Origin of the sequence: Chryseobacterium sp. SSA4.19 (assembly GCF_022601875.1) — a bacterium.
In the GTDB taxonomy this organism is placed as follows: Bacteria; Bacteroidota; Bacteroidia; order Flavobacteriales; family Weeksellaceae; genus Chryseobacterium.
Window position 1 is genome coordinate 37492 of the sequence record NZ_JAKVIP010000024.1, and the last position, 20870, is coordinate 58361.

Here is a 20870-nt window from a genome sequence, read left to right on the forward strand (position 1 = left end):
TATGTATTTACTAGGCTATGACATCGGCAGTTCTTCCGTAAAAGTTTGTCTCATCGAGGCATCCAGTGGAAAAGTGATTGCTTCAGAATTTTCCCCCAAAAAGGAAATGAAAATCACCGCTGTGAATCCCGGATGGGCAGAGCAGAATCCTGCTGACTGGTGGACGAATCTGAAACTTGCTCACGAAGCTGTCATGCATGAATCGGGAGTACATGCGGAAGATATTAAAGGTATTGGAATTACATGGCAGATGCATGGTCTTATTCTTGTTGATAAAGATCAGAATTTACTGAGACCTTCCATCATCTGGTGCGACAGCCGTGCGGTTCCTTATGGGGAAAAAGCCTTCAGGGAAATCGGGGAAGAAAAATGTTTATCACACCTTCTGAATTCACCGGGAAATTTCACAGCTTCAAAACTGGCCTGGGTAAAAGAAAATGAACCGGAAATTTTTGATAAGATTGATAAAATCATGCTTCCGGGAGATTATATTGCCATGAGGCTTTCCGGACATATCGGGATGACGATTGAAGGATTATCAGAAGGTATTTTCTGGGATTTCAAAAACAACTGCATTTCAGAAGATGTTATCAATCATTACGGAATTCCAAAAAGTTTTTTTCCGGAAATTGTTCCTACTTTCGGAATTCAGTCTACGGTTTCTGCCTCTGCGGCTCAGGAGCTGGGATTAAAAGAAGGGACACCGATTTCTTACCGAGCGGGAGACCAGCCGAATAATGCACTTTCATTAAATGTTTTTAATCCGGGAGAGATTGCTTCTACAGCAGGAACTTCAGGAGTCGTATATGGAGTTTTGGATCAGCTTGAGTATGACAGATTATCAAGAGTCAATACATTTGCCCACGTCAACCACACCTTAGAGCAAACCCGACTTGGTGTTCTGCTTTGCATCAATGGGACGGGCATTTTAAACTCATGGCTGAAGCATAATTTCGCCACTTCACTGTCTTCTTACGGCGACATGAATGAGCTGGCTTCACTTTCACCCATAGGTTCCAAAGGCTTAAGCATCGTACCGTTTGGAAACGGAGCAGAAAGGGTTTTGGAGAATAAGGAAACCAATTGCTCCATTCACGGAATCAATTTCAACATTCATACAAAAGGAGATATTCTGCGTGCGGCGCAGGAAGGAATCGTATTTTCTTACGAGTACGGAATGAATATCATGCGGAATATTGGGATGAATATCGAGGTGATCCGGGCCGGAAATGCCAATATGTTTTTAAGTTCAATTTTTCGCCAGTCGCTTTCCAGTGTCAGCAATGCGGTAATTGAGCTTTACGATACCGACGGAGCTGTGGGAGCTGCAAGAGCGGCGGGAATAGGAATAGGGTTTTATGCAGATTCCAAAGAAGCATTTGCATCACTAGAAAAAATTGCAGTGATAGAGCCTGAACACGAGAAACAAGAACAATATCTGGAAGCCTATACAAGATGGAAACATCATCTTAATGAAATAATCTAAAACGAATCAGCGGAAAAAATTCCTTGGCACTTACTGATCTTTCTACATCAGTGAGAAGGGAATCACTACGCAAACTTTAAATAAAATAAATAAAAAATATGAACACTTTAACAGGTACGAAAGAGTTTTTTACAGGTATCGACAAAATTAAATTTGAAGGAAAGGAAAGCAGAAACCCAATGGCATTCCGCTATTATGATGCTGAAAAAATTGTCATGGGAAAACCGATGAAAGACTGGACGCGTTTTGCAATGGCCTGGTGGCATACCTTATGTGCTAATGGAAGCGATCCGTTTGGAGGACCTACCATTCACCATCCTTGGGATATCGGAAATGACGCCGTTACCAGAGCAATGCACAAAATGGACGCCGGTTTTGAATTCATGTCCAAAATGGGCTTTGAATATTACTGTTTCCATGATATCGACATGGTAGACCCAGCCGACAACTGGAAAGACTATGAGAAAAACCTTCTGACAGTTGTAGAATATGCAAAGCAGAAGCAGGCAGAGTCAGGAATCAAACTTCTTTGGGGAACAGCCAATGTATTTACCCATGAAAGATATATGAACGGTGCTTCTACCAACCCTAACTTTGATGTATTGGCTTGCGCCGGAACCCAGGTTAAAAATTCTATTGATGCAACCATTGCTCTTGGCGGGGAAAATTATGTTTTCTGGGGTGGAAGAGAAGGCTATATGAGCCTTTTAAATACGGATATGAAGCGTGAAAAAGATCATTTGGCACGTTTCCTTTCCATATCAAGAGATTATGCGCGCCAACAGGGTTTCAAAGGAACTTTCCTGATCGAGCCTAAACCGATGGAGCCTACCAAACACCAATACGACTACGATTCTGAAACCGTAATCGGATTTCTGAGACACTACGGATTGGATAAAGACTTTAAATTAAATATTGAAGTAAACCATGCTACGTTGGCCGGCCATACTTTCGAGCACGAGCTTCAGGCAGCAGTAGATGCAGGAATGCTAGGAAGCATCGATGCGAATAGAGGAGATTACCAGAACGGTTGGGATACGGATCAGTTCCCGATAGACTACTTAGAGATGGTACAGGCGTGGCTCGTGCTTCTCCCTGCAGGCGGATTAGGAAAAGGAGGAGTAAATTTTGACGCAAAGATCAGAAGGAATTCTATCGATCCGGAAGACTTGTTCATCTCTCATATTTCGGGAATGGATGTATTTGCAAAAGGTCTTTTGGCTGCTGCAGACATTCTTGAAAATTCTGACTATAAAAAACTGAGAACAGACCGCTATGCCTCTTTTGATAAAGGGAACGGGAAAGCGTTTGAAGAAGGAGCTCTTACCTTGGAAGATCTTCAGAGAATAGCTCATGAAATCGGTGAACCTCAGCCAAAAAGCGGAAAACAGGAATTGTTTGAGGCTATTGTAAACATGTATATCTAAAAAAGTAAAAAGGCTGTTTAACATTAAGGATTTTTATCAACTGACACTACGTACGGGCAGCCTTTTTATTCAACCCTAATATTTAAAAATAATAATTATGAACCGATTTTATTTTGCTAAAACCAATAAGGCTGCGCTGTTTTTTGCAATGGCTTTGCTGCCTTCAGGCATGGTTTACTCACAGGTTAAAAAAGATACGGTAACAAAAGAGAAGAAGATCGATGAGGTGGTTGTTATCGGGTATGGTACCCAAAGAAAAGAAGCGGTCACCGGATCTGTTGCTACGGTAAAAGGAGACGTATTACGTGAAGTTCCTTCTGCAAACATTACTCAGGCTTTACAGGGAAGAACTGCCGGAGTAGATATTTCTCAGACCTCATCAAAACCGGGAGCTGCGATGCAGATCAGAATCCGAGGAGCAAGATCTTTTACAGGAACTAATGATCCTTTAATCGTTTTAGATGGCATTCCATTTATTGGGTCGCTAGGTGATATTAGTTCTAATGATATCAAAAGTATAGACATCTTAAAGGATGCTTCTGCAACGGCTATTTACGGATCAAGGGGCGCAAATGGTGTTATCTTGGTGACAACAAACAGAGGATCAAAAGGGCAAAAACCCAGATTCACTTATAATTCATTCACAGGAGTTCAAACGTTATTTTCCAGATATCCAATGATGGATGGTCCAAAATTGGCAAAACTTAGAGCTGATGCCGGAAATATTTATGGATTAGGAACAGATGAAACGTTGGATACCAATACAGACTGGCAAAAACTGTATTACAAACCGGCTATGATGACGAGTCATGATGTGGGTGTTTCAGGTGGAACAGATGGTGGTAATTATAATGTAGGTTTATCCTATTTTAAGCAGGATGCTCTAATTCCAATTCAGAATTATGAAAGATTTTCATTAAGAATTGGTTTGGATCAGCAGGTGGGTAAAAGTTTTAAATTCGGATTTACAACCAATACAAACTATACAGTGTCTGAAGGAAATGGTGTATCAGGAGCACCGATATTAGGTTACTCCCCTTTAGCTAATCCTTATAATCCGGATGGTAGTATTAAGAGAAGCATGAGTACCGCATCAAATGTAGATCAATCTTGGATCTATATAAGAAAGACACTTGAGAATTTAGGAGATAAATACGTTGATGAAAGTAAAGGTTTTAGTTCATATAATAATATATATGGTGAAGTAAGCTTACCTATTACTGGTTTAAAATACAGATTAAACGTTGGATTGGATTACCTTACTTCCAATAGTGGAAATTACACAGGAGTAGGAGTATTTAATGTAAATGCAGCAACACCTTCTAGTGCAGGAAGAGGAAATAACCAAACCTACCATTGGACTTTAGAGAATTTATTAACCTATGACAGAACGTTTGGAAAGCATAAAATCAATGCAGTAGCTTTATATTCAGCAGAAGGAACCAGATATGTGAGCACATATATGAGTGCTAAGAATGTACCTGCAGACTTTTTTCAATATTATAATTTAGGACAGTCACCACAGGCGGATATTTCTGTAAAACCAGAGGATCAGGTGTATTGGCGGAGAGGGCTTTTGTCTTATATGGGTCGTGCAATGTACACATATGATAATAAGTACATGATTACGGCTACACTCCGTGCAGATGGTGCATCTGTTTTGGCACCGGGTAACAAGTGGCATACGTATCCCGCAATATCGTTAGGTTGGAATCTGGCTAATGAATCTTTCATGCAGAGCATGAAATTTATCAACCAGTTTAAACTAAGATATGGATGGGGACAGACATCTAACCAGGCAGTTGACCCTTATACGACATTAGGATCTCTACAGGTAACTCCTTATAACTTTGGATCTTCAAATACAACAGGAGTTTATATATTAACTGCCCCAAATACTGGTTTAGGATGGGAATATTCTAAAACAAATAATTTTGGAGTCGATTTTGGTCTATTTAACAATAGAATCACAGGAACAGTAGAATATTACAGAACAAAGACTGAAAAAGTTTTATCTGGTACGAGACTACCTCCTTCAGGCGGTATTGATAGAGTGACTAATAATATAGGACAGATAGAAAACAAAGGTTGGGAAGTTTCACTTAACGGTAGTATCATAAATAATCCAGACGGTTTTAGTTGGGATGCAGGTATAAACTGGTACGCAAACAGAAATCAGATTTTAGCTTTATCTTCAGGAACTACACGTGATGAAATTAACAATTGGTTTGTAGGGCACAATATTAACGCTATTTATGATTATCAAAATATTGGTTTGTGGCAGCAAGGTGATCCGTATCTCAATATATTAGAACCAGGTGGTAATGTGGGAATGATTAAAGTTCTTTACACCGGAGGTTACAATGCAGATGGTAGTCCTGTTAGAGCAATAAATACAACCGATAGACAAATTATTGATACAGCTCCGGACTGGCAGGGTGGTTTTAATATGAGATTTTCTTATAAAAACTTTGAGTTAAGTACAGTAGGTGCATTTCAGCATGGTGGGGTTTTGATTAGTTCTATTTACGGTTCTTCAGGTTATCTTAACAGGTTAACAGGAAGAGGTAACAATGTTGATGTAGAATATTGGACAGCAGACAACCCAAATGTAAGAAATCCTAAACCGGGAGGAATTATGAGTGGAGATAATCCAAAATATGGTTCTACGCTTGCTTATTTCGATGGATCATATCTTAAATTAAGAACGATAACATTAGGTTATAATATAAAGAAAGAGTTCTTAGATGATTTGAAGTTAAGCAGTCTTAGAATTTATTTTACGGTGACTAACCCTTTAGTTTTATTCTCTCCTTATCACAAAGAGTCTGGTATGGATCCGGAACCTAATTCTTACGGAAACCAGAATCAGGCGGTTAACAGTAGCCTTCCTTATAACAGCCGTCAGCTTATTATAGGGGCCAATAATCCATCTACGCGTAATTATCTAATGGGAATCAATTTATCTTTTTAAATTACAAAATCATGATAAAGTTTAATAAAAAAATAGTTATAGGAGCATTCTTCTTATCACTTTGTTTATCCAGCTGTAATGAGATTCTGGACGAACAACCAAGATCTAATTATACGGTTGATTACTTTAATACTCCGGATGGAGTTACTGCAGGTGTCACATCTCTATATAGAAGTTTACGCTTATTGTATGGTAATGGTTACTTTATGAGTAATTGCCAGAATGGTACTGATGAAGCTACTTGGGCGCAAAGTGCGGATGGAAACTTCAAGGAAATGGACTTTTCAGGAAATGGAAATGTTACATCAGCTACTTTCCCGCCCAGTATGGTTTGGGGATCTGTTTTTCCTTATATCAACACAGCAAATGGAATTGTAGAGAGAGGTCCACAATTTGGGGTATCCGAATCATTAATTTCAGAAGCAAGATTCTTTAGAGCATTTGATTACTTTATGTTGGTACAGACTTATGGAGGTGTGCCATTGGATTTAGGAGCTGGAGAACTTGCACTCAATACAAATGCAGTGACAACTTCTAAGAGAAATACAGTTACTGAAGTTTATACAAGAGCTATTTTTCCTGATCTGAAAAAAGCCATAGAAAATTTACCAACTTCTCCAAGAGTAACCGGAGGAGTAACTAAAAATGTTGCAAGATTGTTTTTGGCAAAAGCCTATCTCACTTATGGATGGTGGCTACAGAATCCTAATAGCATCCCAACTTATCCTGAAACTCCAAGAACTGATCCGGATGGTCATAATGCACAATGGTATTTCCAGCAGGCTTATGATATTGCCATGACAGGAATTACAAACCCTGGTACTTATGGTCTGCAGCCAACTTTCTATGACGTTAATGTAGGTTCTAATGATAGAAATAATGAATGTATGCTCTATGCAGATCATACTCAGGCAAGCGCATTCTATAATGAATCCGATCCTGTCGGTTTTGGTTCGGGATGGTCTCCTGATAATTTTGCTGCATGGATACATACGTGGAACTATACAAATCTAAAGAGTAGTAGTTCGGCAACCAACTGGGTAAACGTAAGTTCTGTACAACGTGCCGCAACACAGTCGCTAGGACGTCCATGGGCACGTATGTGTCCTACAATCGGGGTTATTCAGAACACATTTGCTGATAAAACAACTGATTCAAGATATGATGGAACTTTCGTAACTACTTATAGAGGAAATTGGGACAAAGCAGGGGTTACTAATCCTGTTCTGTACAATGCTAATAGTTTACCTGTACAACCAGGAGGAGCAATTCTAAGTTTCCTTAATGATGATTCTCAAATGCCAACTTATCCTTCAGATGCAGGGCAAAACGGTGTCGGTGCAGGAATATTGCCAGGAAGAGCCGACTGGGTTGTTGCACCAAACGGAATAAGCAGAATTGTATACCCCGGCTTATGGAAAATCGGAACCTATCGTACGGATGATCCAAACGGATTAGGCTATCCGAATGCAGGATTGACAAGACCTTTCAACGTGGCAAAATTCTCTGAGTTTTATTTTATTGCTGCTGAAGCAGCAGTAAAAGGTGCTTCAGGAACCATGAGCGCAAGAGATCTTATCAATGTTATCCGTGCAAGAGCAGGAAAATGGAAGTTTAATAATGCTCAAAATACTACATTTATTGCTGATAATAGTTCAGCTATGACCGCAGCAACACCTTCAAATATTACCATTGATTATATTCTTGCAGAAAGATCACGTGAATACTATGGTGAATTTTACAGATGGTATGATCTGGTACGTACACAAAAGTGGGGAGAATATGCAGCTACTTATAAAATCGGAGGAACTGCTTATGGAAACCATACGCCACAGACAATAACGCGAAATATTCAGAAATTCCATTACCTGAGACCAATCCCACAAGGACAAATAGACGCAATGAGTGGTGCATCTGCTGAAGAGAAAGCGAAATTCCAGAATCCTGGATACTAATTAATTTTATTCTTACATTCATATTAATAACAAAGTAGGTGTTTGTAAAAGAGCGCCTGCTTTGTTTAATGAATAAAAATTGAAGATTATGGAAAAAACATGGCGTTGGTTTGGCAAAAAAGATAAGATCACACTAAAAACACTCCGTCAGATCGGGGTCGAAGGCATTGTTTCAGCACTTCATGATATTCCCAACGGACAGGTCTGGAGTTTAGAGGCGATAAATGATTATAAAAATTATATAGAAAGTCACGGTCTTCGCTGGTCTGTAGTGGAAAGCCTTCCTGTAAGCGAGGCGATCAAATACGGAGGTGAAGACCGGGATTTTTTAATAGAAAATTACATCACAAGTCTCGAAAACCTTGGTAAAGCCGGTGTAACGACCGTTTGTTACAATTTTATGCCGGTGCTCGACTGGGCCAGGACCGACCTTTTCCATGAATGGGAAGACGGTTCGTCGTCATTATATTTTGATAAAGCCAAATTCGCTTATTTTGAAATTCATATTTTAAAAAGAAAGGGAGCCGAAGCAGATTATACTCAGGAAATTCTTCAGAAAGTTGAAGAACTTAAAAATACCCTTACCGAACAAGATAGCAATGATCTGATCGATTCGGTGATTGTTAAAACCCAGGGATTCGTAAACGGAAATATTAAGGAAGGCGATTTGAATCCGGTAGAAAAATTCAATAATTTATTGGCTTTGTACGATGGAATCGATAAAAACAAGCTTCGTGAAAACCTGAAATATTTTCTGGAAAGAATAATGCCGGTTTGTGAAGAATGGGACATCCAGATGTGTGTACATCCGGACGATCCGCCTTTCGCCTTACTGGGGCTTCCAAGAATCGTGACCAATGAAGAGGATATCGACTGGTTCTTAAACGCCGTAAACAATCCGCATAACGGACTGACGTTCTGTGCAGGATCACTAAGCGCAAACCTTAACAATGATGTTCCAAAACTTGCGCAGAAGTTTGCGCACCGCACGAAATTCGTTCACCTCAGAAGCACCAATGTTTTTGACAATGGCGATTTCATCGAAGCGCATCATTTAGGCGGAAGAGGAAAATTGATCGATGTTATAAGAGTTTTTGAAAAAGAAAATCCGGATTTACCGATGAGAATAGATCACGGAAGACTTTTAACCGAAGATATTGATAAAGGCTACAATCCAGGCTATTCGTTTTTGGGCAGAATGCTTGCCTTAGGGCAGATTGATGGCGTAATGGCAGCCGTTCAAAATGAAATGGCCAGGCAAAATTAGCACTCGTTTTAATCAATTATCAATCATCATTTATCAATCATAAAAATGAACGAAATATTCAGCATAAAAGATAAAGTAGCCGTTATTACAGGTGCTTCCGGAGTTTTAGGCGGAAGTGTGGCAAAAAGTTTCATCGAAGCCGGAGCAAAAGTGGTGGCATTAGGAAGAAGCCAGGAAAAGCTGGATGCTTTTGTTAAGGAATTAACGGTATCAGGCGGTGATGCCTTTGCCGTAGAAGCCAATGTGATGGACATTTCAAGTCTTGAAGAAGCTTCAAAAAAAATTACTGAAAAGTACGGAAAAATCGATATCCTCTTAAGTATTGCAGGCGGAAATATTCCCGCAGCGACCTTATCTCCCGACCAGTCATTCTTTGATATGGATATGAAAGGATGGGATGAGGTGACCGATCTCAATATCAACGGAACCGTTTATCCATGCTTTGTCTTCGGAAAAGCGATGTCGGAGCAGGGTAGCGGAAGCATTGTCAACATCTCATCCATGGCAGCTTATTCGGCGATTACAAGAGTAGCGGGATATTCGGCAGCAAAATCGGCCATCACCAATTTTACCCAATGGCTGGCTTCGGATGTTGCTTTGAAATTTGGCGATAAAATAAGAGTGAATGCCGTAGCACCGGGATTTTTCATCGGTGACCAGAATCGGGCAATTCTCCTGAATCCTGATGGCTCATTAACGGAGAGAAGCCAGAAAGTTATTGCCAAAACACCGATGCAGAGATTCGGGGAAGTAGAAGAACTGAACGGAGCTGTACAGTTTCTCTGTTCAGAAGCCGCAAGCTTTATTACCGGTGCATTACTGCCTGTTGATGGTGGTTTCAGCGCTTTTAGCGGCGTTTAGCAGAAAGTTATATTTTCTTCATATTTAAATAAACAAGATCTTAGTCAAAATAAGGTCTTGTTTTTAAAAATTAAATTCTGAATCATTAAAACCAGCTAATGACTCATTTACATAATAATAAAGAAGTTTTCGGAAAATCATTTTTACTCGGGTCCGCCAAAGCAGAAAATCTTTACTTCGGCTATGCGAAAGACATGCCGATTATCGATTATCACAACCATTTGGAACCGGATGTGATCTCCAATAATCAGAATTTCCGTTCTCCGACAGCCATCTGGCTGGATGGTGACCATTACAAATGGCGCGCAATGCGTAATTTCGGGATTGACGAGCAATTCATTTCAGGAAGTGCTTCAGACCCTGAAAAATTCAAAAAATGGACTGAGGTAGTACCTTATACCCTCCGCAACCCTTTGTTTCACTGGACTCATCTGGAACTTAAAAATCCTTTCGGAATCAACGAGTACCTATCTACAAAAAATGCAGATTCCGTCTATTCGAGGATGAATGAAAGCCTGCAGACCGAGGATTTCCTGCCACAATCTATTATCCGTAACTTCAAAGTGGAAACTTTATGTACCACTGATGATCCTGCCGATGATCTGTCTTATCATAAAGCCCTTAAGGACAGTAATTTTGCGACAGGCGTTTTGCCCGCTTTCCGACCGGATTCATACATCAACATCGTTGATCCCCAACATTATCTAAAAGCAATCAGAAAGCTGGAAAATGTAACAGATACAACCATACATTCAACATCTGATTTACTGGCCGCGCTTCATTCCAGAATCCAGTATTTTGCAGACGCGGGTGCAAAAGTAGCAGACCACGGCTTCGAATATTTTCCCGATACAGCCCTTTGGACTCAAAATCTGGAAACCGAATTTTCAGATTTTTTAAAGGGAAATAAACCGGTTTTTTCAAATCCTGAAGCATTGTGCGGTTACCTGCTGAAAGAACTTTGCAGAATGTACAATGAAAAGGGATGGGTTCAGCAGTTTCACGTGGGCGCGACAAGAAACAATAATTCCGACATGCTCCGTAAAATCGGTGCTAATTCCGGATATGACGCGATTGGCGAACAATATTTTGCCCAAAAGATGAGCGTTCTTTTAGATGATTTAAACGCTAAGGATCAGCTCACTAAAACAATTATCTATAATCTCAATCCTACATTCAATGAAGTACTGGCATCACTGGCCGGAAATTTCAACGAGAGCGGGATTAAATCTAAAGTGCAGTTTGGAGCGGCCTGGTGGTTTTTAGACCAGCTCGACGGAATGAAAAAACAGATGAATACGCTTTCCGGTATCGGGCTTATCAGCACATTCGTAGGAATGCTTACCGATTCCAGAAGCCTTCTGTCATTCTCCAGACACAATTACTTCAGAAGGCTGCTTTGCGATATGTTTGGCAGTGAAATGGAAAAAGGATTGCTGCCTGATGACGAAGAATGGATCGGAAAAATAATACAGGATATCTGTTATTACAATACCAAAAACTATTTCGGACTCTGATGGTTTGAAATAAATCTAATGAAAGAGTTATCCCGCAAAGGCAGAAGAAGACTTTTGCGGGTAAACGAAAAACTAATTGAAATTTAAAACTAAAAACAGCCAATGGCATCTTCAGAGAAAATAGTATGTTTCGGAGAACTGCTGCTCCATTTTGCCCCGGATTCTGACGGAAACTGGTTAAATGAACAGACTATGAAAATTTTCGTTGGTGGCGCAGAATATAACGTGGCTTCCGCACTTTCGCAATGGAAAAATCCGGTTAAATTACTTTCTGCTTTACCGGAAAATTTTGTCGGAAATCACTTAGAAATTCAGCTTCAAAATAAAGGTATTGAAATTTTAGCGGAAAAAAGCAACGGCAGAATCGGAACTTTTTACCTGTCATCGGATGGCGACATGCAGAACGCTGCGGTAGTATATGACCGTTTTCCATCGGTTTTTACGCAGTCCGATTTTTCTCAATTTAGCTTTAATGAAATTTTTTCTGAGGTTAAATGGCTTCACATCAGTACAATTACACCGGCATTGAGCGAAAACGCTTACCAAAAATGTCTTGATTTAATGAAGGAGGCGGTGAAAAGAAATATCATCGTTTCCCTGGATTTAAATTACCGTGCTGCGCTTTGGAAAGACAGAAATCCATCTGAATTAATCAGAAAAATGATGCCGTTCGTTAATGTTCTAATGGGAAATATCTGGTCAATCCAGAAGTTTCTGGAAATCCCAATTGAGTATGAACTGAATGGAAGTTTTGACGATGAAAATCTTTTAAAGCAAGCCAAAAAATCGGCGTTGGAAATTCAGAAACAATTCCCGGATGTTGAAATGATTGCCAACACCTTCCGTTTCACAAATGGCGAAAAAGTGAATTATTATGCGACATTATTCACCGACCAGCTTTTAGTTTCAGAACAATATCAATCCGATAAAGTCGAGGAAAGAGTAGGTAGCGGCGATTCGTTTATGGCAGCATTAATTCACGGAAAAATCAAAGGAAACCCTTCACAGAAAATCTTGGAAGATGCGACAAGGGTGGCCTTCAAAAAACTATTTGTAAAAGGCGACACCATTGACGAATCTATAAATATCGAAAAATTATGAATCCAGTCATACAGAAAATAAAAGACCAGAAAATCGTTCCGTTGTTCTACAACGAATCTTTTGAGGTTTCAAAAAATACAGTAAAAGCCCTTTACGACGGCGGAATCCATGTCATAGAATATACCAACCGTGGTGCTCAGGCTTTGGAAAATTTTACCAGGCTCAAAGAAATTTCATCCATAGAATTTCCAGGACTTTTATTAGGAATCGGAACGGTAAAAAATACGAATGAAATGGAAGATTACGTAAATGCAAATGCCGATTTCATCATTACACCGGTTATTAGCAGGAAATTGATCAAACATTCGGTAAAGAAAAATGTGCTGCTGATTCCGGGCTGTTTTACACCGTCGGATGTTAATCTGGCTTTTCAGAGCGGACTTACTTTAGTCAAAATATTTCCGGCAGATGCTTTAGGTAAAAATTATATTAAATCAATTCAACCCGTTTTTCCGGGAATGAATTTTATGCCAACCGGAGGCGTCAATGCTGATGTTGAGGACATTAATGAATGGTTCAAAGGCGGCGCAATGGCCGTTGGATTGGGAAGTTCTTTGGTAAGATCAGATATAAACGAAGAGCAACTTACCGAAAAAGTAAAAAATTTGTTACAACAACTTAATCAAAACTAATGCAGGTTCCTAAAAACCGCAATATCAGATGGTTTATGCTGTCTTTGGTCTTTCTGGCAACGACCATCAATTATCTCGACCGTCAGGTAATGGGATTGTTAAAACCTATCCTGGAAAAAGAATTCGTATGGGATGAAAAAGACTACAGCTACATTGTGATGGCATTCACAGCGACGTATGCCATCGGATATCTGGCGATGGGACGATTCATCGACAGGGTCGGAACCAAAATAGGATACGCCGTTTCTTTGATTGTCTGGAGTTTAGCGTCTATCGGACATGGTTTTGTGAAAAGTACGGTCGGATTTTTAGTCGCAAGAAGTACTTTGGGTATCAGTGAAGCAGGAAATTTCCCGGCAGCCATAAAATCGGTAGCGGAATGGTTTCCGAAAAAAGAACGCGCCTTAGCCACAGGAATTTTCAATTCGGGCGCAACAGTCGGAGCTATTTTAGCACCGCTCCTGGTTCCGTTTATTTTGGGACATTACGGCTGGCGAGAAACTTTTGTCTGGATTGGCGCACTGGGTTTATTGTGGATTGTTTTATGGTGGAGATTTTACAACATTCCGGAAAAAACTAAAAATCTAAGTGAGGAAGAGCTTCAATACATCAAAAGCGACCAGGATGGAAAAACAGAAGAGCAATCCAAAGTTCCGCTTTCGGAATTGCTAAAACATAAGGTAACCTGGGCTTTTGCCATCGGAAAAATCCTGACCGATCCGATCTGGTATTTCTTTATGTTCTGGCTTCCTGCCTATTTCGCCGACGTTTTTAAAATGGATTTAACCAAACCTTCCATCCCGTTGATCATCATTTACAGCGGAACTACGATTGGAAGTATCGGAGGCGGTTATCTGTCTTCAGTTTTAATTAAAAAAGGCTGGGCGATCGGTAGAGCGAGAAGTTTCACAATGTTGCTTTTTGCGCTGATGGTTGTTCCGGTCATGTTTTCAAAATACGTCGATAATATGTGGATGATTACGATTATCATTGCTTTGGCAACCGCTGCGCATCAGGGTTGGGGCGCAAATCTGATGACCACGGTTGGCGATAAATTACCCAATAATTATGTGAGTTCGGTCATCGGCTTTGGCGGAATGCTCGGTTCGGCAGCCGGAATTCTTTTTCCTCTTTTCATTGGAATTGTGTTGGATACTTTCAAAAAAGCTGGAAACATCAACGGCGGTTACAACATCATCTTTTTCATTGCCGGTGTTTCTTATATCGCGGCGTGGGGAATTATTTGGCTGATTAATAGAAATGCAAAAGGAAATTCCGTTTCAGAAAAGAAAACGTAAAAAATGAACTGTAAATTTTCCATATTAACCCTTTGTCTTTTCATAAGCGGATTTTCCTTTGCCCAGAAAGGCGGAAAATACAAGCTGTGGTACGACAAACCTGCCAAACAGTGGGTGGAAGCATTGCCGATCGGAAACGGGCGGCTTGCAGCAATGGTTTTTGGAGATCCTGCTAAAGAAAAAATTCAGCTGAATGAAAGTACCTTCTGGTCCGGCGGCCCTTCGCGGAACGATAATCCTGACGGTCCGAAAGTTCTCGATTCGATCCGGTATTATTTATTTAACGGAAATTACAAACGTGCCCAGATTCTTGCGGATAAAGGTTTAACGGCAAAAACCCTTCACGGTTCAGCCTTCCAGAATATTGGTGATTTAATTCTTGACTTTAAAAATAGTAGTGATTTTAAAAATTACTACAGAGAATTAGATATTGAAAAAGCAATTACAACAACCACTTTCTCAGCCAACGGGATCAATTTTAAAAGAGAGGTTTTCGCTTCGATTCCTGATAATGTCATTGTTATCAAATTAAGTTCAGACAAAAAAAATGCACTGAGTTTTTCAGCTCAATTCAACAGCGAACTCAAAAAAAACAGCAAAGCAATTGATATTAACACATTGCAAATGGACGGTTTGTCTTCAACTTTGGACGGCGTTCAAGGGCAAGTCAGATTCAGTGCAATCGCAAAAATCCTTAATAAAGATGGCAAAACGGAAGTTTCAGAAAACAGTATTGCCGTAAGCAACGCCAGTGAGGTCACCATTCTGATTTCCATTGCAACCAATTTTACCGATTACAAAACTTTAAGCACCGACGAAGTTTTAAAAAGCAAAAAATACATTTCGGAAGCAGAACCTAAAAGCTTCAACACTTTACTTAAAAATCATCTGAATACCTATCAGAGCTATTTTAAAAGAGTTAATTTAGATTTAGGCACTTCCGATGCGGCAAAAAATCCCACCGATATCAGGATTAAAAACTTTGCCACATCTTACGATCCTGAGCTTATTGCATTGTACTACCAATTCGGACGTTATTTGCTGATTTCTTCATCACAGCCGGGCGGTCAGCCTGCCAATCTTCAAGGCATCTGGAACAATTCCAACAAACCGGCCTGGGACAGCAAATACACCATCAACATCAACACCGAAATGAATTACTGGCCGGCGGAAAAAACGAATCTTCCGGAAATGCACGAACCGCTGATCCAAATGGTAGAAGACCTGAGCGAATCCGGAAAGGAAACGGCAAAAACCATGTACAACAGCCGTGGCTGGGTCGCTCACCACAATACCGACCTCTGGAGAATTACCGGAGTGGTGGACTTTGCCAATGCCGGCATGTGGCCGATGGGCGGAGCCTGGCTTTCTCAGCATCTTTGGGAGAAATATTTGTATAATGGTGATAAAAATTATTTAAAAACCATTTATCCTGTCCTGAAATCCGCCGCACAATTCTACGAAGATTTTCTTATCGAAGAGCCTATGCATCACTGGTTGGTCGTAAGCCCGTCCATGTCTCCCGAAAATATTCCGCAGGGACATCAGGGAAGTGCTTTAGCAGTTGGAAATACAATGGATAATCAACTGATGTTTGACCTTTTTAGCAAGACAAAAAAAGCAGAAGAAATTCTTAATGTAGATTCAGATAAAATAAAAGTTTGGAATAAAATTATCTCTAAATTACCGCCGATGCAGATCGGACATTACGGCCAGCTGCAGGAATGGATGGGCGATTGGGACGACCCGAAAGACAATCACCGCCACGTTTCCCATCTGTACGGATTATTTCCGTCCAATCAAATCAACCCGTTCACCACGCCGGAACTCACAGATGCTGCAAGAACCGTCCTCATCCATCGCGGCGACGTTTCCACAGGATGGAGTATGGGGTGGAAAGTGAATCTCTGGGCAAAACTGCTCGACGGAAACCATGCCAATAAATTAATCAAAGACCAACTGACCCTGGTAGAAAAAGACGGCTGGGGAAGCAAAGGCGGAACCTACCCGAATCTGTTCGATGCTCATCCGCCGTTCCAGATCGACGGAAACTTCGGCTGTACCTCGGGAATCACCGAAATGCTGCTGCAGACGCAGAACGGTTTCATTGATATTCTTCCGGCACTTCCCGACGAATGGAAAAACGGCAACATCTCCGGACTGAAAACCTATGGCGGATTTGAAGTGAGCATCGTCTGGGAAAATCATAAAACGAAAGAAATTACCATCAAATCAACACTGGGTGGAAATTGCAGAATCAGAATTCCAAACGAAATGGAATTAAAAGGAAAAACGAAATTTAAAAAAGCACAAGGCAAAAACCCGAATCTTTTTTTTGAAATACCGGAAATAAAAACACCGTTGATCTCAAAAGATGCAAAACTGAATCCCATTGAAATGAAAAACCATGTGATTTATGATTTCCCGACAGAAGCCGGAAAAATCTATAAATTAAAAATAAAACAAAAAGTCCCGAAGGGACGGCTTAATATAGAATAGGATAAAATCCTATTAAAATATAACAGAAAAAAAATTAAGAAATTTATATATGAAAAAGAGACCCATGAATCCGAATTTTTTAAAGAACAAATTCACCCTGCTGACGGCAGCAGCGTTCTTAAGCGTGAGCAACATTTCTGCTCAGACCTTTTCCGATTTCAACTACCGTGGAAACGACAAAATATACAATGACAATCCACTGAAACCGGACGAGTTCTATTCGCCGATCCTTCAGGGCTGCTATCCGGATCCGAGCATCACCAAAAAAGGAGACGACTATTATCTGGTAAATTCCTCGTTCTCCATGTTTCCTGGCGTCCCGATTTTTACTTCGAAAGATATGGTCAACTGGAAGCAGATCGGCCACGTTCTCGACAGGCCTTCTCAATTAAAAGTAGAAAAAGGAGGTGTTTCCCAGGGAATTTATGCACCGGACATCAAATATAATAAATACAACGACACGTTCTACATGATCACCACGCAGATTGCGGGCGGAGTTGGAAATATGGTCGTGAAAACCAAAGATCCGGCAAAAGGCTGGAGTGAAGTGCAGAAGCTGAATTTTGACGGGATCGATCCTGCGATCTTCTTTGACGATGACGGAAAAGCCTATATCGTTCACAACGATGCGCCGCCAAAGGGAACCGAGCAGTATCAGGGACACCGCGTTATCAAAATGTGGGATTACGATCTGGAAAAAGACCAGGTGGTAGCGGGCTCCGATAGAATCATTGTTAACGCCGGTGTGGATATTACCCAGAAACCGATCTGGATCGAAGGTCCGCATTTATACAAATACAAAGGAAAATATTACCTGATGTGCGCGGAGGGCGGAACCGGCGGATGGCACAGCGAAGTAATCTTTATGGCCGATTCCCCGAAAGGACCGTTTGTTCCGGCGAAGAATAACCCGATCCTGACACAGCGTTACTTCCCGAAAGACCGCAAGGAAAAAGTAGACTGGGCGGGCCATGCCGATCTGGTGGAAGGCCCGAACGGACAATGGTACGGCGTATTTCTGGCCATCCGTCCGAATGTCAACAACCGCGTGAACAAAGGCCGGGAAACCTTCCTGCTTCCGGTGGACTGGAGCGGAACCTATCCGGTGTTCCAGAACGGACTGGTGCCGATGAAGCCGAAATTGAAGTTACCGGAAGGCACCCAGAACCAGACCGGGCAAAGCGGATTTTTCCCGAACGGAAACTTTACGTACAATGATAAGCTGACCGATAAAAATCTGGATTACCGCTGGATCGCCATGCGCGGACCGCGTGAAAACTTCATTACTTCTACGAAAAATGGGGTAAAAGTGAATCCGATGGAAACGAATATCAAAGCTTTGGCTCCGGTTTCCGCCTTATTCCACAGGCTGCAGCATGAAGATTTTGAGACGTCCGTAACCCTGGATTTCAAACCGAAGTCCGAAAAAGAACTGGCCGGAATTACTTGCTATCAAAGTGAAAGATTCAACTATGTCTTCGGAATTACCAAAAAAGACAAAGACTATTACATCGTGCTGGAAAGAACCGAAAAAGGAGTTTCAAAATTAATTGCCAGCGAAAAAATTTCATTGTCAAAAGCCATTAAACTTCAGGTGGCGGGGGAAAATGATAACCTGAGCTTCAACTATGCATTGGATGGTAAAAACTTCAAAAACCTGGGCGGACCGGTTTCCGGAGACATCTTATCCACCGATGTGGCCGGCGGTTTCACCGGAAGCTTGATCGGGCTATACAGCACGTTGTCTAACGATATTGTACCAAATTAATTTTAACGTTATTGGACATCAATAGGAACGGGCTTTAGCCCGTTTTCAAAAAGAAAAATGCGTTCGGCTTTAGCCAAAACTTAAAAAGGTTGAGCTGGATTATAAAACCACAAGTGGTTGTTAATCTAAAACGTTGAAAATAGTATTGCTTTGCTGAGTTTACGCCTTTGCGAACCTAAAAGCAGTTGGTAGTTAAAAAATCTTTGCGGGCATTGCGTTTAAATAAAAATTTTCAAATCTTGAATATTAAAAAATCATTTTATATAGTTTCTTTTTGGGGATTTATCGGGCTGAATTCACTTTCAGCCCAGATAAACCCTTTTCAGAGAAAAGCGACAATAGAATTTACCAATCCCATCATCTGGGCCGACGCTCCGGACTTGTCCATCACCCGCAATGGCGATGATTTCTATCTGATCAGCACCACGATGCACCTCATGCCGGGCGCTCCGGTCATGCATTCCAAAGACTTGGTGCATTGGGAAATGGCAAGCTATGTATTTGACACCCTGAATGACAATTCTAAATATGACCTGCTGAACGGAACCGTTTACGGGCGCGGGCAATGGGCATCGTCCATACGGTATCATAAAGGAAAATATTATGTCTTGTTTTCCCCGAATGACGAACCGTTTAAATCCTATTTCTATGTCACGGATAATCCCGAAAAGGGCAATTGGAAACTCATTACAAGGACCAGGCATTTTCACGACGCCTCTTTGTTCTTTGATGACGACGACCGCGTCTATGTGTTTACTTCCAATAAAGTTTTTGAGCTGAGCCCGGATTTTAAAACGGTTATTGGAAACCCCGACGGTACGCAGGTCTTTCAAAAAGATGAATCTGAAACAGGACTTCTGGAAGGCAACCAGATCATCAAAAAGGACGGAAAATATTACATGATGATGATTTCCTGGCCGAGAGGCGGAAAACGCAGACAGGTCGTGTACCGGTCTGATAAAGTAACCGGGCCTTTCGAAAAGAAAGTCGTTCTGGAAGATAATTTCCTTGGATTTTCCTATGCCGGGCAGGGTGCCCTGATAGATGACAAAAACGGCAACTGGTATTCACTGATCTTTCAGGACAGAAATGGAGTAGGAAGGGTTCCTGTTTTACTTCCTGTAAAATGGGAGAACGGATGGCCGGTATTGGGTGACAATGGAAAAGTTCCTTTAACAGGAGAAGTTCCGCTTCCGCCGTTCAGACCGAAAAACCATCTGGTAGAAAGCGACGAATTCTCCGATAAAAAAATGAAAATCCAATGGCAGTGGAACCACAATCCGGTGAATGAATCCTGGTCCTTATCCGATCGAAAAGGCTTTTTAAGACTGAAAACCAGCAGGGTAGTGGACAACCTTTATCTTGCACCGAATACATTGACGCAGAGAATGGAAGGCCCGAAATCCAGCGGAGTAGTAGCCTTGGATGTAAAAGGAATGAAAGATGGTGACGTGGCTGGGTTCAGTGCATTCAACGGAGATTCCGGGATCCTGTCTGTGGTGAAGGAAGGTGGCAAAAAATACATTGTATTTTCGACTAATGAAGTCAGCCTGGATAATAAAACAAAAGCAGTGACGGGCGTTAAAAAAGAAGAGAAAAAACGGGTTCTTCTGAACACTGACAAAGTTTTCCTGCGCATTGATGCCGATTTCAACTTAGGTAAAGATCTGGCGGATTTTTACTACAGCACTGACCAGAAAAACTGGATCGAAATGGCAAAAGATTACAAAATGATCTTCGATTACCGCAGACTGTTCATGGGTTCCAAATTTGCGATCTTCAATTATGCCACCAAAGATCCGGGCGGTTTTGTGGATGTCGATTTCTTCAGGGTCAATACAGATTTGAATAAGGCTGAATAATCCGGAAACTTTAATGTTAATTTTAAATTCGCAAAACCCGGCAACATCGGTAAAATCAGAACACTGTTCAATGAAATACATACCACAATGTAAACCTATGAAAGAAAAAACACATAAATTTAACAGCCGGATAGAATTTAAAGATCTGAAAAGGCGATATCCATCAGTGTAGGGTGTAACGTTATAAAAATCAATTAAATAAAATATACATCATTTAAAAAAC

The 20870-nt window shown here is 40.9% G+C and carries 13 protein-coding genes; all 13 read left to right on the plus strand.

Features of this window, described 5'->3' with window-relative positions; genetic code table 11:
• Position 1: 1 nt before the first annotated feature.
• Positions 2-1486, plus strand: a complete 1485-nt coding sequence (locus tag MKJ01_RS15220; RefSeq protein ID WP_241614937.1) for a xylulokinase — start codon at positions 2-4, stop codon at positions 1484-1486.
• 98 nt (positions 1487-1584) lie between these two features.
• Positions 1585-2913 carry a xylose isomerase gene (xylA, locus tag MKJ01_RS15225; protein WP_241614936.1) on the plus strand — a complete coding sequence of 443 codons (1329 nt, stop codon included), beginning with the start codon at positions 1585-1587 and terminating at the stop codon, positions 2911-2913.
• A gap of 97 nt (positions 2914-3010) precedes the next feature.
• Positions 3011-5887, plus strand: a complete 2877-nt coding sequence (locus MKJ01_RS15230; RefSeq protein ID WP_241614935.1) for a SusC/RagA family TonB-linked outer membrane protein — start codon at positions 3011-3013, stop codon at positions 5885-5887.
• Positions 5888-5898: 11 nt separating this feature from the next.
• Positions 5899-7842, plus strand: coding sequence for a RagB/SusD family nutrient uptake outer membrane protein (locus MKJ01_RS15235; RefSeq protein ID WP_241614934.1), 1944 nt, complete (start codon positions 5899-5901; stop codon positions 7840-7842).
• 88 nt (positions 7843-7930) lie between these two features.
• The gene (gene uxuA / locus MKJ01_RS15240; RefSeq protein WP_241614933.1) at positions 7931-9109 is read left to right on the plus strand and encodes a mannonate dehydratase; all 1179 of its coding nucleotides are present in this window, start codon (positions 7931-7933) and stop codon (positions 9107-9109) included.
• A 45-nt stretch (positions 9110-9154) separates the two neighbouring features.
• Positions 9155-9970 (plus strand): SDR family oxidoreductase, encoded by an 816-nt coding sequence (locus tag MKJ01_RS15245; protein WP_241614932.1) that lies wholly within the window; start codon positions 9155-9157, stop codon positions 9968-9970.
• Between the two features lie 98 nt (positions 9971-10068).
• The gene (gene uxaC, locus MKJ01_RS15250) at positions 10069-11487 is read left to right on the plus strand and encodes a glucuronate isomerase (RefSeq protein WP_241614931.1); all 1419 of its coding nucleotides are present in this window, start codon (positions 10069-10071) and stop codon (positions 11485-11487) included.
• 102 nt (positions 11488-11589) lie between these two features.
• Positions 11590-12588: a sugar kinase gene (locus tag MKJ01_RS15255; RefSeq protein ID WP_241614930.1), complete on the plus strand. Its 999-nt coding sequence runs from the start codon at positions 11590-11592 to the stop codon at positions 12586-12588.
• A complete protein-coding gene (locus tag MKJ01_RS15260) occupies positions 12585-13220 on the plus strand; it encodes a bifunctional 4-hydroxy-2-oxoglutarate aldolase/2-dehydro-3-deoxy-phosphogluconate aldolase (protein ID WP_241614929.1) in 636 nt (211 codons plus the stop codon). The genes MKJ01_RS15255 and MKJ01_RS15260 overlap by 4 nt, the downstream gene beginning before the upstream one ends.
• Complete coding sequence (locus MKJ01_RS15265) at positions 13220-14518, plus strand: MFS transporter (protein WP_241614928.1); 1299 nt, start codon at positions 13220-13222, stop codon at positions 14516-14518. Before MKJ01_RS15260 ends, MKJ01_RS15265 begins: the two co-directional genes overlap by 1 nt.
• Before the next feature lie 3 nt (positions 14519-14521).
• Complete coding sequence (locus tag MKJ01_RS15270) at positions 14522-17017, plus strand: glycoside hydrolase N-terminal domain-containing protein (RefSeq protein ID WP_241614927.1); 2496 nt, start codon at positions 14522-14524, stop codon at positions 17015-17017.
• Between the two features lie 49 nt (positions 17018-17066).
• Positions 17067-18785 carry a glycoside hydrolase family 43 protein gene (locus MKJ01_RS15275; protein WP_241614926.1) on the plus strand — a complete coding sequence of 573 codons (1719 nt, stop codon included), beginning with the start codon at positions 17067-17069 and terminating at the stop codon, positions 18783-18785.
• A 239-nt stretch (positions 18786-19024) separates the two neighbouring features.
• The gene (locus tag MKJ01_RS15280) at positions 19025-20647 is read left to right on the plus strand and encodes a glycoside hydrolase 43 family protein (protein ID WP_241614925.1); all 1623 of its coding nucleotides are present in this window, start codon (positions 19025-19027) and stop codon (positions 20645-20647) included.
• The last annotated feature ends 223 nt before the right edge of the window (positions 20648-20870 follow it).

Bases quoted from the DNA above. Each gene is read 5' to 3' on its own strand.
- MKJ01_RS15220 (WP_241614937.1), top strand. From the start codon at position 2: ATGTATTTACTAGGCTATGACATCGGCAGTTCTTCCGTAAAAGTTTGT.
- xylA (WP_241614936.1), top strand. From the start codon at position 1,585: ATGAACACTTTAACAGGTACGAAAGAGTTTTTTACAGGTATCGACAAA.
- MKJ01_RS15230 (WP_241614935.1), top strand. From the start codon at position 3,011: ATGAACCGATTTTATTTTGCTAAAACCAATAAGGCTGCGCTGTTTTTT.
- MKJ01_RS15235 (WP_241614934.1), top strand. From the start codon at position 5,899: ATGATAAAGTTTAATAAAAAAATAGTTATAGGAGCATTCTTCTTATCA.
- uxuA (WP_241614933.1), top strand. From the start codon at position 7,931: ATGGAAAAAACATGGCGTTGGTTTGGCAAAAAAGATAAGATCACACTA.
- MKJ01_RS15245 (WP_241614932.1), top strand. From the start codon at position 9,155: ATGAACGAAATATTCAGCATAAAAGATAAAGTAGCCGTTATTACAGGT.
- uxaC (WP_241614931.1), top strand. From the start codon at position 10,069: ATGACTCATTTACATAATAATAAAGAAGTTTTCGGAAAATCATTTTTA.
- MKJ01_RS15255 (WP_241614930.1), top strand. From the start codon at position 11,590: ATGGCATCTTCAGAGAAAATAGTATGTTTCGGAGAACTGCTGCTCCAT.
- MKJ01_RS15260 (WP_241614929.1), top strand. From the start codon at position 12,585: ATGAATCCAGTCATACAGAAAATAAAAGACCAGAAAATCGTTCCGTTG.
- MKJ01_RS15265 (WP_241614928.1), top strand. From the start codon at position 13,220: ATGCAGGTTCCTAAAAACCGCAATATCAGATGGTTTATGCTGTCTTTG.
- MKJ01_RS15270 (WP_241614927.1), top strand. From the start codon at position 14,522: ATGAACTGTAAATTTTCCATATTAACCCTTTGTCTTTTCATAAGCGGA.
- MKJ01_RS15275 (WP_241614926.1), top strand. From the start codon at position 17,067: ATGAAAAAGAGACCCATGAATCCGAATTTTTTAAAGAACAAATTCACC.